This window comes from Pseudohongiella acticola (assembly GCF_001758195.1).
GTDB classification, from domain to species: domain Bacteria; phylum Pseudomonadota; class Gammaproteobacteria; order Pseudomonadales; family Pseudohongiellaceae; genus Pseudohongiella; species Pseudohongiella acticola.
In genome coordinates, this window is sequence record NZ_MASR01000001.1 from 2,181,821 (window position 1) to 2,195,722 (window position 13,902).

At 55.3% G+C, this 13,902-nt stretch carries 12 protein-coding genes; 6 read left to right on the forward strand and 6 right to left on the reverse strand.

The window, feature by feature from the left end:
• Positions 1-5 precede the first annotated feature (5 nt).
• From PHACT_RS09305 to PHACT_RS09315, 3 genes are all read right to left on the reverse strand, one after another.
• The gene (locus PHACT_RS09305) at positions 6-1,766 is read right to left on the reverse strand and encodes a cytochrome c oxidase subunit I (protein WP_070117243.1); all 1,761 of its coding nucleotides are present in this window, start codon (positions 1,764-1,766) and stop codon (positions 6-8) included.
• A gap of 76 nt (positions 1,767-1,842) precedes the next feature.
• On the reverse strand, positions 1,843-3,210 hold the full coding sequence (locus PHACT_RS09310) for a c-type cytochrome (RefSeq protein ID WP_070117249.1): 1,368 nt from the start codon (positions 3,208-3,210) through the stop codon (positions 1,843-1,845).
• Positions 3,211-3,533: 323 nt separating this feature from the next.
• Entirely contained in the window at positions 3,534-4,073 is a 540-nt protein-coding gene (locus PHACT_RS09315) for a hypothetical protein (protein ID WP_070117255.1), read from the reverse strand.
• 276 nt (positions 4,074-4,349) lie between these two features.
• On the opposite strand from PHACT_RS09315, the gene cyoE reads away from it, so the two are divergent.
• The gene (gene cyoE, locus PHACT_RS09320; RefSeq protein ID WP_083264477.1) at positions 4,350-5,237 is read left to right on the forward strand and encodes a heme o synthase; all 888 of its coding nucleotides are present in this window, start codon (positions 4,350-4,352) and stop codon (positions 5,235-5,237) included.
• A 51-nt stretch (positions 5,238-5,288) separates the two neighbouring features.
• Positions 5,289-5,948 carry an SCO family protein gene (locus PHACT_RS09325; protein ID WP_070117261.1) on the forward strand — a complete coding sequence of 220 codons (660 nt, stop codon included), beginning with the start codon at positions 5,289-5,291 and terminating at the stop codon, positions 5,946-5,948.
• 4 nt (positions 5,949-5,952) lie between these two features.
• On the opposite strand, the gene znuB is transcribed toward PHACT_RS09325, so the two are convergent.
• Positions 5,953-6,738 (reverse strand): zinc ABC transporter permease subunit ZnuB, encoded by a 786-nt coding sequence (gene znuB / locus PHACT_RS09330; protein WP_070117263.1) that lies wholly within the window; start codon positions 6,736-6,738, stop codon positions 5,953-5,955.
• Entirely contained in the window at positions 6,731-7,507 is a 777-nt protein-coding gene (znuC, locus tag PHACT_RS09335; RefSeq protein ID WP_070117265.1) for a zinc ABC transporter ATP-binding protein ZnuC, read from the reverse strand. The genes znuB and znuC overlap by 8 nt, the downstream gene beginning before the upstream one ends.
• 125 nt (positions 7,508-7,632) lie before the next feature.
• On the opposite strand from znuC, the gene PHACT_RS09340 reads away from it, so the two are divergent.
• A complete protein-coding gene (locus PHACT_RS09340) occupies positions 7,633-8,709 on the forward strand; it encodes a zinc ABC transporter substrate-binding protein (RefSeq protein ID WP_070117267.1) in 1,077 nt (358 codons plus the stop codon).
• Between the two features lie 141 nt (positions 8,710-8,850).
• Complete coding sequence (polA, locus tag PHACT_RS09345) at positions 8,851-11,622, forward strand: DNA polymerase I (protein ID WP_070117269.1); 2,772 nt, start codon at positions 8,851-8,853, stop codon at positions 11,620-11,622.
• On the opposite strand, the gene yihA is transcribed toward polA, so the two are convergent.
• Complete coding sequence (gene yihA / locus PHACT_RS09350; protein ID WP_317622258.1) at positions 11,575-12,213, reverse strand: ribosome biogenesis GTP-binding protein YihA/YsxC; 639 nt, start codon at positions 12,211-12,213, stop codon at positions 11,575-11,577. The two genes, polA and yihA, sit on opposite strands and share 48 nt — an antisense overlap.
• A 280-nt stretch (positions 12,214-12,493) precedes the next feature.
• Here yihA and PHACT_RS09355 point away from each other — a divergent pair, with 280 nt between their 5' ends.
• Together PHACT_RS09355 and PHACT_RS09360 are read left to right on the forward strand one after the other, a co-directional pair.
• Positions 12,494-13,105, forward strand: coding sequence for a c-type cytochrome (locus tag PHACT_RS09355; RefSeq protein WP_070117273.1), 612 nt, complete (start codon positions 12,494-12,496; stop codon positions 13,103-13,105).
• A gap of 107 nt (positions 13,106-13,212) precedes the next feature.
• Positions 13,213-13,854 (forward strand): thiol:disulfide interchange protein DsbA/DsbL, encoded by a 642-nt coding sequence (locus PHACT_RS09360; protein WP_070117275.1) that lies wholly within the window; start codon positions 13,213-13,215, stop codon positions 13,852-13,854.
• The last annotated feature ends 48 nt before the right edge of the window (positions 13,855-13,902 follow it).

The following is a 13,902-nucleotide window of genomic DNA, read 5'->3' on the forward strand; positions in this document are numbered from 1 at the left end:
AACACTCAGACCCCCTTGTGATGAACAGTTTTTTCGTATTCTTCACCGGGCTCATTCTGCGGCACGAAATCCTTGTCCATGCCGGGTACGCTGTAGTCATAGGCCCAGCGATAAACCGATGGCAGTTCCTCATCCCAGTTACCGTGCTTGGGTGGGGTATCAGGCGTCTGCCATTCCAGCGTGGTCGCGCCCCAAGGGTTGCCGCCGGATTTTTCTCCGTTCTTAAGGCTCCAGAAGATGTTGATGAAGAAAAGAATCTGGGCAGTTGCCACAAATATCGCTGCCAGTGTGATATTGGCATTGAGTACCTGCGCAGTTTCCGGAATAAAGTCGGTGTTGCCCATTTCATAATAACGTCGTGGCACGCCCAGGAAGCCCAGGTAATGCATAGGCAAATAAATCGCATAGGTACCCAGGAAGGTGCACCAGAAATGGATTTTGCCCATTTTTTCACTGAACATGCGTCCGGTCGCTTTCGGGTACCAGTGGTAAAGTGCCGCGAACAGCACCAGTACTGGCGAAACACCCATCACCATATGAAAGTGCGCCACCACAAAATAGGTGTCGGCCAGCGGTACATCAATAACCACGTTGCCCAGGAACAGCCCCGTCAGGCCGCCATGAACAAAGGTGAAAATGAAGCCGATGGCAAACAGCATGGGTGTGTTGAGTCGAAGGTTACCCTGCCACAGCGTCAGCACCCAGTTATAGACCTTGAGAGCGGTGGGAATGGCGATTACCAATGTCGTGGTGGCAAAGAAGAAACCGAAATAGGGATTCATGCCGCTGACATACATATGGTGAGCCCAGACCATGAAGCTGAGCCCGCCAATGGCAATAATTGCCCACACCATCATGCGGTAGCCAAAAATATTCTTGCGCGCATGGGTACTGATGACATCAGAGACCAGACCAAATGCCGGCAAGGCGACAATGTAAACTTCCGGATGACCAAAGAACCAGAACAGATGCTGGAACAGGATCGGGCTGCCGCCTTCGTGTTCATTGGGTGCGCCCAGTTCCATCATCGCGGGCATAAAGAAGCTGGTGCCCAGAATCAAATCAAACGCCATCATGATGGCACTGACCAGCAGTGCCGGGAAGGCAAACAGGCCCAGCACTGTGGCCGTGAAAATACCCCAGATAGACAGTGGCAGGCGCATCAGGGTCAGGCCGCGGGTTCGTGCCTGCAGGATGGTGGTAACGTAGTTCAGACCGCCCATGGTGAATGCCACAATAAACACGGCCAGCGAGATCAGCATCAGCAGAATGCCGTATTCACTGCCGGGGGTGCCATGTGAAATTGACTGCGGCGCATACAGCGTCCAGCCGGCCCCGGTGGGCCCGCCCGGCACAAAGAAGCTGGCCAGCAGAATCAGCACTGACACCAGATAGAACCAGAAACTGAGCATGTTGAGGAAGGGAAACACCATGTCCCGTGTGCCACACATCAGGGGAATCAGATAATTGCCGAAGCCACCCAGAAATAGTGCCGTCAACAGATAGATCACCATGATCATGCCGTGCATGGTGACAGCCTGGTAATAGAAGGCCGGGTTGATCCAGCTGATGGTATCGGGGAAGCCCAACTGCAGTCGCATCAGAATGGACAGCCCCAGCGCAATCAGACCAACAAAAATCGCGACGCCACCATACTGGATTGCAATGACCTTGTGATCCTGACTCCAGATGTATTTGGTGACAAAGCTCTGCGGGTCGTGCAGCGCGTGAGCATCATCCTGATCCGCTAATGGAACATATGCCATGTAAACGTCCTCCCGGTATCAACCGAACCTGCGGTTATCTGTATTTTAGTTTTTTATATTCGTTTGTGACTCACCATTAACGCAGGGTATTGATGTAGCTGATCACATCGTTCTGCTGCTCTTGAGTCCGCATGGCTTTCACCATCGACGTCATCTGGTAGCCGTAGTCATCTTCGCGATGAGCACCACGAATCCCGTCGCGGTAATTCTGCAACTGGGTGGCAAGATACCAGTCATCCATGCCTGCCAGTGCCGGCGCATCGGTTGCCCAGCTGCCCATGCCGTCATCACCGTGACAGGACGCACAATTGGCGCTGTAGATGCGCATGCCGCGTGCCGGATCACCTTCGTTCTGGGTGGTAGCTGCGGGTGACACGGGCAACGATGCTATGTAGGCAGAGACATTGGCGCGCGCTTCCGGTGATGCCACCATATTCGCCATCGGTGCCATCATGCGACCAAATTCGTCATCTTCATGGGCGCCACGGACACCTTCCTGGTAGTAACGCAGTTGTCGATTGATGTACCAGGGCTGCAGGCCGGCAAGCTTGGGCGCGTTCATGGCCTGATTGCCTTCACCCTGCTGGCCGTGGCAACTGGCACAGACAGCATAGGCCTGCTGGCCTGCGCCAATGTCGGCGTCTTCGCGCGTCTGGGTTTCAGCGAATGTGGGTTGTTCCTGCAGCCAGCTGGCGTACTGTGCCGGTTCGGCCACTTCTACGCGAGCCCGCATGATGTGATGACCAAGGCCACAATACTGTTCACACAGGATATCGAAGACACCGGTGCGAGTCGGGGTCAGCCACAGGTAGGACACCATGCCGGGTACCATGTCCATTTTTATGCGGAACTGGGGCACGGTGTAGTTATGCAGCACATCACGTGAGCGCAGCAATGCCTTCACCGGTTGATCCACCTGCAGCATCATGTAGGGTTTTTTGACGACCCTGTCGTCCTGACCGTTGGGGTCGTCGGGATTGATACCCCAGGGATTGGTTTCGGTAATGTGAGAAATGTCGGCTGTGCCCATGACACCGTCGTCGCCCGGATAACGGAAGGCCCACTGCCACTGCGATCCGAAGGCTTCGAACTCGGTGGCGTCTTCCGGCACGGACACGAACTGTGCCCAGACAAACAGACCGGGCGCCAGCATGGCAGCCACGCCGAGCGTGGTGAGCACAGTCAGGCCTGTTTCCAGTCGGGCATTTTCCGGTTCATAGACTGCCTTGCTGGGCTCACCTTTACGCTGGCGATAGCGATACACGCTGTAAGCCAGAAACAGGTTAACCAGAACAAAAACTAATCCGGTGACCCAGAATGTCAGCTCAATGGTGAAATCAACACTGGTCCAGTGCGATGCGATTTCAGTAAACCACCAGGGGCTGGCAAAATGGAAAACAACCGAACCGACAACCAACAGGACGATAACAACAGCAATAGCCATACGCGGGATATCCTTGTGAAAGTGCGAGCACGGACAACAGTGGATACAGCAACTGTATAGCGAAAGATAATAAAGGACCGCGGACCCCGACAAAGCGGGATCGATCGGGTATGAGTGTTGCAGTCACGCAGTTGACTACGAACGGTACTTTTAAGCACGTTCACAACGTCGCTCCCTCCTTTTATTTTTTATCTTTCGGATGGGTACTCAACGTGTAACATCGATCAATGGAGCGGAGCAGACAGTGTTGGCCACCGCCTGCTCTTCCGGATCGTATAGTAATGTTCAAATCAGTGCAACAGCTCCAACCGTGTGGGCTGCATTTATGCACGGACCATCTGCAGATCTGCAAATGGATTGAGAAAGTGGGGGTCAATCGCGGCCAGAGTTGCCTCGGTATGCTTCTGACTCATCATCTCTTTGATCTTTCCGATCTGATGCTCCTTGGCATAGATCAACACCAGATACTTGCCGGCCTTGATATCGTCACCGAAGCGGGCAATTTTCTTGTTGGTCTGCATGGTGCCGGTCAGGCCACCCACCCAGGCGCCAAAACAGGTCACCAGAAACACGATGCCGATATAACCGATCAGAGGGATAGGCATGGCAAAGGGTTCGGTGACTGCAGCCAGCCCGGCCAGGGCCAGACCGCCAACAAAACCCAGGGCGGCGCCGATAAACCCTTCGCGGATGAAGTCCAGGGACTCCAGATAATTGCTGGAGTGCAGATGCTCTTTGACCAGGCCGCTTTCATCCTTGCTGTGGATGTGCAGGAACCAGTCATCGATGCCAATAGCATGCAGATCATCAGAAATCTGATGTGTGCTCTTGAGGGTCGGTGACAGATAATAGATACATTTCATCTAGCTTCTCCTTTTTAATTGTGGAATCGCTGCTACTACATGTATCAGTCTGGATGACTACTCATGAAATCAGACTAATAGGCACAGCTTTCGTTGTTTTTAGACTGTGCATGGCTTCAATTTACTCCGGATAATGCTAATTGTCCTCATTTTTTTCGCTAAAATGCCGATTTGCGGTACAATTGCCAACCCTCATAGACAAACTCGGCATGGGCTCCGCTCCAGTGTACGAACCTGGCCGATCCTGACAGAAGAGTTGGCAAAAGAGAGAGCCTTGTGACAGAGCTTACACAGAAACAGACGGCCAGCTGGCGCGACTATTACGAGATGTGCAAACCTCGGGTAGTCATGCTGATGATACTGACGGCCATGGTCGGCATGTTCCTGGCGGTGCCAGGCATGGTACCACTGGATGTGCTGATACTGGGCAATCTGGGTATTGCGCTGGTCGCAGGATCAGGCGCCGTGGTTAATCATCTGATTGATCGCAAGGTGGATGCCGTGATGCGGCGTACCCACAACCGGCCGATGCCCCAGGGCCGGGTTGAGCCCCGGCAGGCGGCCGCCTTCGCTGCCATCATTGGTGTTGCCGGTATGGCCATCATGCTGTTCTGGGTCAACGCGCTGAGTGCCTGGCTTACCCTCGCCTCCTTTATCGGCTACGCCTTCATTTATACCGGCTACCTGAAGCGGGCAACACCACAGAATATTGTCATTGGTGGATTGTCAGGCGCCATGCCGCCCTTGTTGGGCTGGTCGGCAGTGACAGGTACCATTGAACCGGGTGCATTGATACTGGTATTGATCATTTTTGCCTGGACGCCTCCGCATTTCTGGGCGCTGGCGATTCACCGCAAGGAGGAATACGCCAAGACCGGTATTCCCATGCTGCCCGTGACCCACGGTGAGCACCTGACCAAGATACACATCATTCTTTACACCATCATCATGGTCCTGGTCAGCATTCTGCCCTGGCTGATTGGCATGAGCGGCCTGCTTTATCTGGCGGCAGCGCTGATACTGGGTGGCGGCTTTCTTTGGTGGGCACTGAAGCTGATGTATCGTCCCAAGGCCTCAACGGCGATGGACACCTTCAAATATTCCATCGTCTACCTGATGGTTCTTTTTCCAGTGCTGCTGGTTGACCACTACCTGTTTGTCTGACCGCTGATTACCAGACTGTTATCCTGAATATTGTTTTACAGGCGTCAAATTATGAAGAGAAATATCAAGATCACCCTCATTGTGTGTCTGCTTTGGGTCGCCCTGGTGTTGGTGGTGACCTTCTACCGCTATGCTGGTGACGACACGGCACAGGTTTCCCAGGAAGAATTGCGTGAAATCGGCGCCATGGTCTACGACGAGCCGGTGGCCTTTGAGCCCTTCAGTCTGGTGGATCATCATGGCGAACCCTTCACCGAACAGACCCTGCAAGGCAAATGGAGTCTGGTTTTTTTTGGCTTCACCAATTGTCCCGACATCTGCCCGCTAACCATGAACGAGCTCACCGGATTTTATCGCGATCTGAGCGCCGGCCCGTACCAGGCTGATACCCAGGTGGTGATGATCAGCGTTGATCCGTTCCGTGACGACACCGCTCAGATTGCGCAATACATGGATGCCTATCACGAAGATTTTCTGGGTGTTAACGGCGAGTACGACCAGGTGTCGCAACTGGCGCGCGATCTGTATATCTCCCATGGCGTGATGCCGGTGCCGGCGCAGGACGGGGGCGACAGCAATGAGTTCATGGTTGACCACAGTGGCAATATCCTGCTGATTGATCCGCAGGGACAGTACCGTGGTTTTCTGGAGCCCAATATTCGTCGTGCCAATATCCTTGAGGCCTACCAGATCATCCGCCAGACCATCTAAACGTCTATCTGGAAACAGGTTTTAAATACAGCAGAATAAACAGACAGCAGGCGGTGGCCACGATGGACGGTCCCGCCGGCGTATCCCAGAAATAGGACATCGACATTCCCCCCAGCACAGACAGACAGCCGGCGATGGCAGCGCCCACCGCCATCTGTTCCGGCGTGTTTGCCACCCGACGTGCTGCGGCTGCCGGTATGATCAGCAAGGAAGTGATCAGCAGCACGCCGACAATTTTCATGGCCACTGCAATTAACAGTGCAATCAGCATCACCAGCAATGCATACAGCCTGTCCACGGCAATGCCTTCGATCTGCGCCAGTTCGCGGTGAACCGTCAACGCCAGGAATTGATCCCAGTAGTAGTACAGCAGTGCCGCGGTCGCCACGCAACTACCAATAATCCAGATCAGGTCAGTTCGGGTGACGGTGAGCAGGTCGCCAAACAGAAACGCCATCAAATTGACCTGCACCATATCTGACAGGGACAACAGCAACAGGCCGAATGCCAGCGTGCTGTGCGCGATGATGCCCAGCAAAGTATCGGTTGCCAGTAACTGACGCCGTTCCAGCAACAGCAACACACCGGCAAAAACCGCACAGCTGGTCAGAATGGCAATTTGCAGATTGATACTGAACAGAATCGCCAGGGCCACGCCCAGCAATGACGAGTGCGCCAGCGTGTCACCGAAATAGGACATCCGCCGCCATACTACAAAACACCCCAGAGGCCCCGCGACCACGGCGATAAACAGACCCGCAATCAGTGCATAAACCATAAAATCAGCCATGGTCAGTGTCCCTGTCATGGTTGCAGTTGTCATGACTGATATCACCGGTCAGGTCATGACTGTGATTGTGATGGTGAGTATAAACGGCCAGCGTTTCTGCCTCACGACGGCCAAACAGTGCCAGGTAGGCAGGGTCATTGCTGACGTGTTCAGGCTTGCCATGGCAGCAGATGTGCTGGTTCAGGCAAATAACTTCATCGGTTGTGGCCATCACCAGATGCAGATCGTGTGACACCATCAGGACCCCGCAACCGTGTCGGTCGCGAATGCTGTTGATCAATTGATACAGCTCCGTTTGACCGGTGACATCGACACCCTGAGCCGGTTCATCAAGCACCAGCAACTGCGGTGACTGACTCAGCGCTCGCGCCAGCAAGACGCGTTGCAGCTCGCCGCCTGACAGGGCTGACACCTGCTGCTCCATTAAATGCGCGATGCGCACCTCTTCCAGCAGGGGTTTGACTGGCTGGCGCCGACCGGGTGCCGCCAGTTGCAGAAACCGCCTTACCGTCAGTGGCAGCGTCGGTTCGATAAACAGCTTCTGTGGCATGTAACCAATGCGCAGACCGGCAGTGCGATGCAGGGTTCCGGATTGTGGTTGCAGCAATCCCAGCACAATGCGCACCAGGGTGGTTTTACCCGCGCCATTGGGACCAATCAGGGTGAGTAGTTGGCCCTGCTGCACCTCCAGCGTGACATGCTGCAGAATCTGACGTTCAGCAACGCTGAAGCCGATATCGTTGGCTTTGATGAGTGCCGGGTTATTCATACGGTCTGCTGTGATCCAATTAGATATAAAAAGCTGACACAAAAAATTGTGACGTGATATGACAAATACTAACCTGTTTGACAGAAATGGTATATCATAGCATTTCTATGAGGCCCCGGATTTTCATGAACATTACACCCACCAGGACAAGCCAGCGCCCGACGCTGAAATCCAACGTCGAATTTAATGTGGACAGCAGGCCGCGACGGCGCACCGACTATTGTACACCGTTTGCGTCGCTGGGTTCGGCGCCGCGCGCTGGTCTGGCCTGGCTTTTCGCAACGCTACTGATGCTGCTATTGTCGCTGGGCAGTTCCAATGTGCTGGCGCAGGCCAGAGTCGTGACCAGTATTACCCCGTTACAGATGATAGCCAGTGCCATCACTGACGGTGTCAGTGAGCCAGAGGTGCTGATACCGTCAGATCAGTCCTATCATCATTTCACGCTGCGACCATCAATGTTGCGTACCCTGCGCCAGGCTGATCTCTTTGTCTGGGTGGGCCCGGAACTGGAATCCTACCTTAGCGACGCTGTGGTGCAGGCCGGACCCTATGGCAAACAGCTTCAGGTGCTGGCACTGGCCGAGTTGCAGGTTCATCATGCAGAGCTGGGTGGTGATGGGTCTGGCAAGGTGCTGATCCCGGATGAAGGTCTGCATGCCGGACACAAACACAAACAGGCCGACACCATTGATCCGCACGTCTGGCTGAATACCCACAATGCTCGCCTGATTGCGCAGGCAATGACCGATGAGCTGAGCGCGCTTGACCCTGACCATGCCGACCGGTACGTCGACAACCTTGATGTGTTCAATCAGCGCCTGACAGCACTGGAACAGGGCATTATCGCCCGCGATCTGCTGCCTGCAGATTCTCAGTACGCGGTCTATCACAACGCCTTTCAGTACTTTGAGCGTCAGTTTGGCCTGCAGCATCAACTGGTTTTTGTCGCCAGCGAAGAGCTGCAGCCCGGTGTTCGCCATATGATGACGGTGCGCCGCGCGGTAGAGAGCACTCCACTCAACTGCCTGATGGAAGACGTGACAGCGCAGGCGGCGACGGTCGAAACCCTGCTGGGCAACAAGGATCTGCGGCGTATTCGGGTTGATACGGTGGGCCAGACCCTGAGCGCCGGACCGATGGCTTATATACACCTGATGGACAATGTGGCTGATGCGTTCAGGCAATGCGGTGCCCGCTAACGGGTTTGCCGCCAGCCACCCGGGTCTGATGTGGGTGGCAGAATACACTGGCGTCTGACCGGTCCGGGTCTGGTACTATTGGTGCAACTGAAACATTGTAAAATGTAACTTGTCGCCTCATACCCATCGGACGTCTTGATTATGCCAGCCGCCAGCCCTCTGATCCTGATTGACGGATCGTCCTACCTGTTTCGTGCCTTTCACGCCTTGCCACCGCTGGTCAGCAGCCGGGGTCAGGCCACGGGTGCCATCAAAGGCGTGATCAGCATGATCCGCAGTCTGAAAAAGGAATACCCCGACAGCCCGGTGGCGGTGGTATTCGACGCCAAGGGCAGCACCTTCCGCAACACGCTTTATCCCGAATACAAAGCGCATCGCCCCCCCATGCCGGATGAGTTGCGCAGCCAGATTGAGCCCATACACCAGATCATCAAGGCCATGGGTCTGCCCCTGCTGGTCGTGCCCGATGTCGAGGCCGACGATGTCATCGGCACGCTGGCCGCGCAGGCCAGCAAACAACAGCGTAATACCCTGGTATCCACTGGTGACAAGGACCTTGCACAGTTAGTGACCGATCACGTCACCTTGATCAATACCATGACCGGGGAGCGACTGGACCCGGAAGGCGTGGTCAATAAATTTGGCCTGCCGGCAACGCGCATTGTGGATTTTCTGGCGCTGACCGGCGACAAGGTCGACAATATTCCGGGCGTGCCCAGCGTCGGCCCCAAAACGGCCGTGAAGTGGCTGCAACAATATGACTCAGTGGAGAATCTGATCACTCATGCTGATGAAATCGGTGGCAAAGTGGGAGAAAAGCTTCGTGACAATATCGAACAGCTACGACTTTCCTATGAATTGGCCACCATCAAGCTTGATGTAACACTGGAGCTGGCGCTTGATGAGCTGGTGCCGGGACCTGAGGACCAGTCGCTGTTGATGGCGCTGTTTACCGAGCTGGAATTCAAGACCTGGGTCAATGAGCTGAATAAAGCGGGCGTTGAAGTATCTGCCAGTGATCTGGCGGCCGTGCAGGAAGAGCTGGGCAGTACCCCGACGCCCGACAATGACAACGGGCTGGACGATGTTGAGCTTGAAACCGATGAACAGAACTATGAACTGATCAACGATGAGGCGAGTCTGAAGCGTTGTATCGATGCCATCAAAGCCGCAAAACAGACCGCGGTGGGTTTGCTCGCCACCGATGAGCATTACATGCTGGCGCAGGTAATCGGGCTGGCATTCAGTTGGCAGCCCGGACAGGCAGTTTATATCCCGCTGGCTCACGACAGTCTTGATGCGCCGTCAACACTGGATCGCCGTGCGACATTAACACTGCTCAAGCCCATTCTGGAGGATCCGCTGGTACGCAAGGTCGCACACGACACCAAGCGCATGAGTCATATACTGCAGAATCACGACATTCAGGTTGGGCGTTGGCACTTCGACACCCACCTCGCCTCCTATGTCATCAACTCCGTTGCGAGCAATCACAGCATAGAAGATGTGAGCGCTTACTATCTTCACAGGCGACTGGAATCCAGGGAGTCGCTGACAGGCAGTGGTCGCAATAAACTGATGCTGAGTCAGTCTGATCCAGCCGCGGCCATGGCCTGGCTGGCGCCTCAGACCGACGCTGTGCTGCGTTTAAGCCACCTGCTTAATGTTCAACTAAAAAAAACCGGTGAACTTGACGGGCTCTATGGTTATTACGAGCTGGCGCTGGCGCCGGTACTGCAACGCATGGAGCGTCACGGCATCGCTGTCGATCCGGAACTGCTGCACAAACAGTCACAGACCCTGACAAGCCGGCTGGGAGAAATCGAAGAATCGGTTTATGCCCTGGCCGGTGAGACCTTCAATCTGGGATCGCCCAAGCAGCTTCAGGTTATTCTTTACGAAAAAATGCAGCTGCCTGTGCTGAAGAAAACGCCGAAGGGGCAACCGTCGACAGCCGAGCCCATATTGCAGGAACTGGCGCTGGAATATGAGCTGCCCAGCATGATCATGGAGCATCGTGGCCTGAGCAAACTCAAATCCACCTACACCGACAAGCTGCCGGCACAGCTCAATCGCACGACTCAGCGCATCCACTCCTCATTCCAACAGGCGGTGGCAGCCACCGGCCGTTTGTCGTCAACAGAACCCAACCTGCAGAACATCCCCATTCGCAGCGTCGAAGGGCGAAAGATCCGCCAGGCCTTTGTTGCGGCTAGTGGTTATAAGCTGGTAGCAGCAGATTACTCACAGGTTGAGCTGAGAATCATGGCGCATCTGTCGCAGGACAATGGATTGCTCAGTGCCTTTGCCAACGCTCAGGATGTGCACAAAGCGACGGCGGCGGAGGTGTTTGGGGTGGCGCTTGAGGACGTGTCCGGCGAACAGCGTCGCCGCGCCAAAGCCATCAATTTTGGTCTGATCTACGGTATGTCAGCATTTGGGCTGGCCAAGCAACTCGGTATTGAGCGTCACGATGCCCAGCACTACGTCGACCGTTATTTCGAAAAGTATCCGGGGGTACTGGAATACATGGAGCGCACGCGCGAACTGGCAGAGTCGCAAGGCTACATTGAAACGCTGTTCGGACGTCGGCTGTATCTGCCCGACATCAAGGCAGGCAACGGCATGCTGCGTAAAGCGGCGCAGCGCACCGCGATCAATGCGCCGATGCAGGGCACCGCTGCGGACATCATCAAACAGGCCATGGTTGATATCGACCATTGGCTGGGCACCGGCGTACTGGATGCGCGGCTGATATTGCAGGTGCACGATGAGCTGGTGTTTGAAGTTGCCGAAGCCGATGTTGATCTTCTCAGTGACGGAGTTCGTTTCCGCATGGCCACCGCAGCGGCGCTGGATGTGCCCTTAGTTGTCGACGTCGGCGTCGGGGACAGCTGGGGCGAGGCTCACTGAAGGCTGCTCGCCCAGCCAGCCATCAAGGCGCTGGGCGAGGATATCAACGCCGTGGCGCTTGAGCGATGAAAACGCCTGCGCGCTGGCATCAGGCATGTCTTCCAGCGCCTGACGCGCTTTGCCCAGCGCCTCCTGCACGCCGCCACGCTTGAGTTTGTCAGCCTTGGTCAGCAGGATGTGCAACGGCAGCTGACGTTTGCGTGCCCAATCGATCATCATCAGGTCAAAGTCCTTGAACACGTGCCGGATGTCTGTCACCAGCACCAGGCCACTGAGCGCATCGCGCTTGTTCAGATACTGTTCAAGATGCACCTGCCAGTCGTTCTTTACCGACAGCGGCACTTTGGCGTAACCGTAGCCGGGCAGATCGACCAGATAGCGGCTCTCATCAACGGCAAAATAATTGATCAACTGGGTACGCCCCGGCGTTTTACTGGTTCGTGCCAGCTGGCCATTGCGTGTCAGGGTGTTGATAGCGCTGGATTTGCCAGCATTGGAGCGACCGGCAAAGGCTACCTCGCTGAGGCTGTCGGGCGGACAATCGCGCAGTTTGGCGGCGCTGATGACAAATTTGGCGGCTTGATAGTTCATGGGCGGCATTCTACCGGAGCGTGATAGCGATAAGCCAGCACTTATGCAGTCGCTCAGGCTTGCGTTACAACGCCGCAAGTCGTGACTATTGCGGGATTTCCGACGAGGATCCGGGGAATTGGGCAGGCTGGTTGCGGGTGACTAATGTGGTCGCCAGCGCCTACACATCGCGGGCAGCTGTGGTATACTCCTCGGTCGCTGCGGTCTGTCAAAACTGACGCGCGTGCATGCTAAACGTTTTCAAAACCGTTCAGGAACTACTCAGGAACTACGATTATCCATGAAAAGACTATTTATCTCCCTGGCGACAATTCTCATGGCAGTTACCAGCGTAGCTGCGACTGCCCAAGGTGATGCTGCTGCAGGTGAAGGCAAGGTGAATGTCTGCGCCGCGTGTCACGGTGCCGACGGTAACAGTGAACTTGGCAGTAACCCGAAACTGGCGGGCCAGGGTGAGCGCTACCTGCTCAAGCAATTGCGTGACATCAAGTCAGGTGCCCGGGAAGTGGCCTTGATGACGGGCCTGCTCGACAACATGAATGATCAGGACCTGATGGATATATCTGCATTTTATGCAGATCAGGAAACCACGCTGGAAGGCGCTGATCCCGAACTGGTCCCCCTCGGTGAGCAGATTTACCGCGCCGGCATTTCAGATCTCGGCGTTGCCGCCTGTTCTGCCTGCCATTCGCCGACCGGCAGTGGTGTAGCACAGGCAGGTTTCCCGGCACTGAGTGGTCAGCATGCCCAGTATATTGAAGAGCAAATGAAAGCATTTCGCTCTGGTGCCCGCGACAATGACGGCGATGCCGCGCCCATGCGCATTGTCGCCGAGCGCCTGACTGACGCTGAAATCGAAGCGCTGGCCAGCTACGTTTCCGGCCTGAACTGATTCCGGATTAGTGACGGGTCTGGACGCCGTTCAGCAATTATTCAGCCGCCGGGCGGTCTACTGACTAGCACAATCAATTGGCACAATACGCAATGTGGAGTAACAACATGATCAAGCAAGTAGTCAAACTGGGCGCCGCAGCGCTGTTGAGCGCCCTGGCCGTTTCTGCCTGGGCGCAGCCATCGCTGTATGTAGCGGGCACGCACTATGAGGAATTGCCGGCGCCGGTCCGCACCAATGATGCCGACAGGATCGAAGTGCTTGAAGTGTTCTGGTATGGCTGCGGTCACTGCTTCCGGTTTCAGCCGCTGGTTGACGACTGGGCCGCCAATGCCCCTGATGACGTTGACTATCAGCGCTACCCGGCGATCTGGAATGAACTGATGAAAGTTCACGCACAGGCGTACTACACCGCAGAGGCCCTTGATGCCGTTGAAGCCGTTCATGAGCCGATATTCAATGCCATCAACCTGCAGGGTAACCGCTTGCAGAACGAGCAACAGCTGGCCACCCTGTTCACGGACCATGGTGTTGACGAAGACGCATTCTCCCGTGCATTCAATTCCTTTCCGGTACGAACCAAAGTGAATCAGGCTGAAAGCCGGATGCAGGACTACCAGATCCGTAGCACACCCAACGTCATCGTTAATGGCAAGTATCTGGTAACCACCAATGAGGCGGTACGTACGCAACAGGATATGCTGTCGATCGTCGACTTCCTGGTTGCGCAGGAACGCGCCGCGCTTTGACGCAGTGCCGGCCGTCTTGCTGCGGTCAATAATAAGGCGCTGAAACAA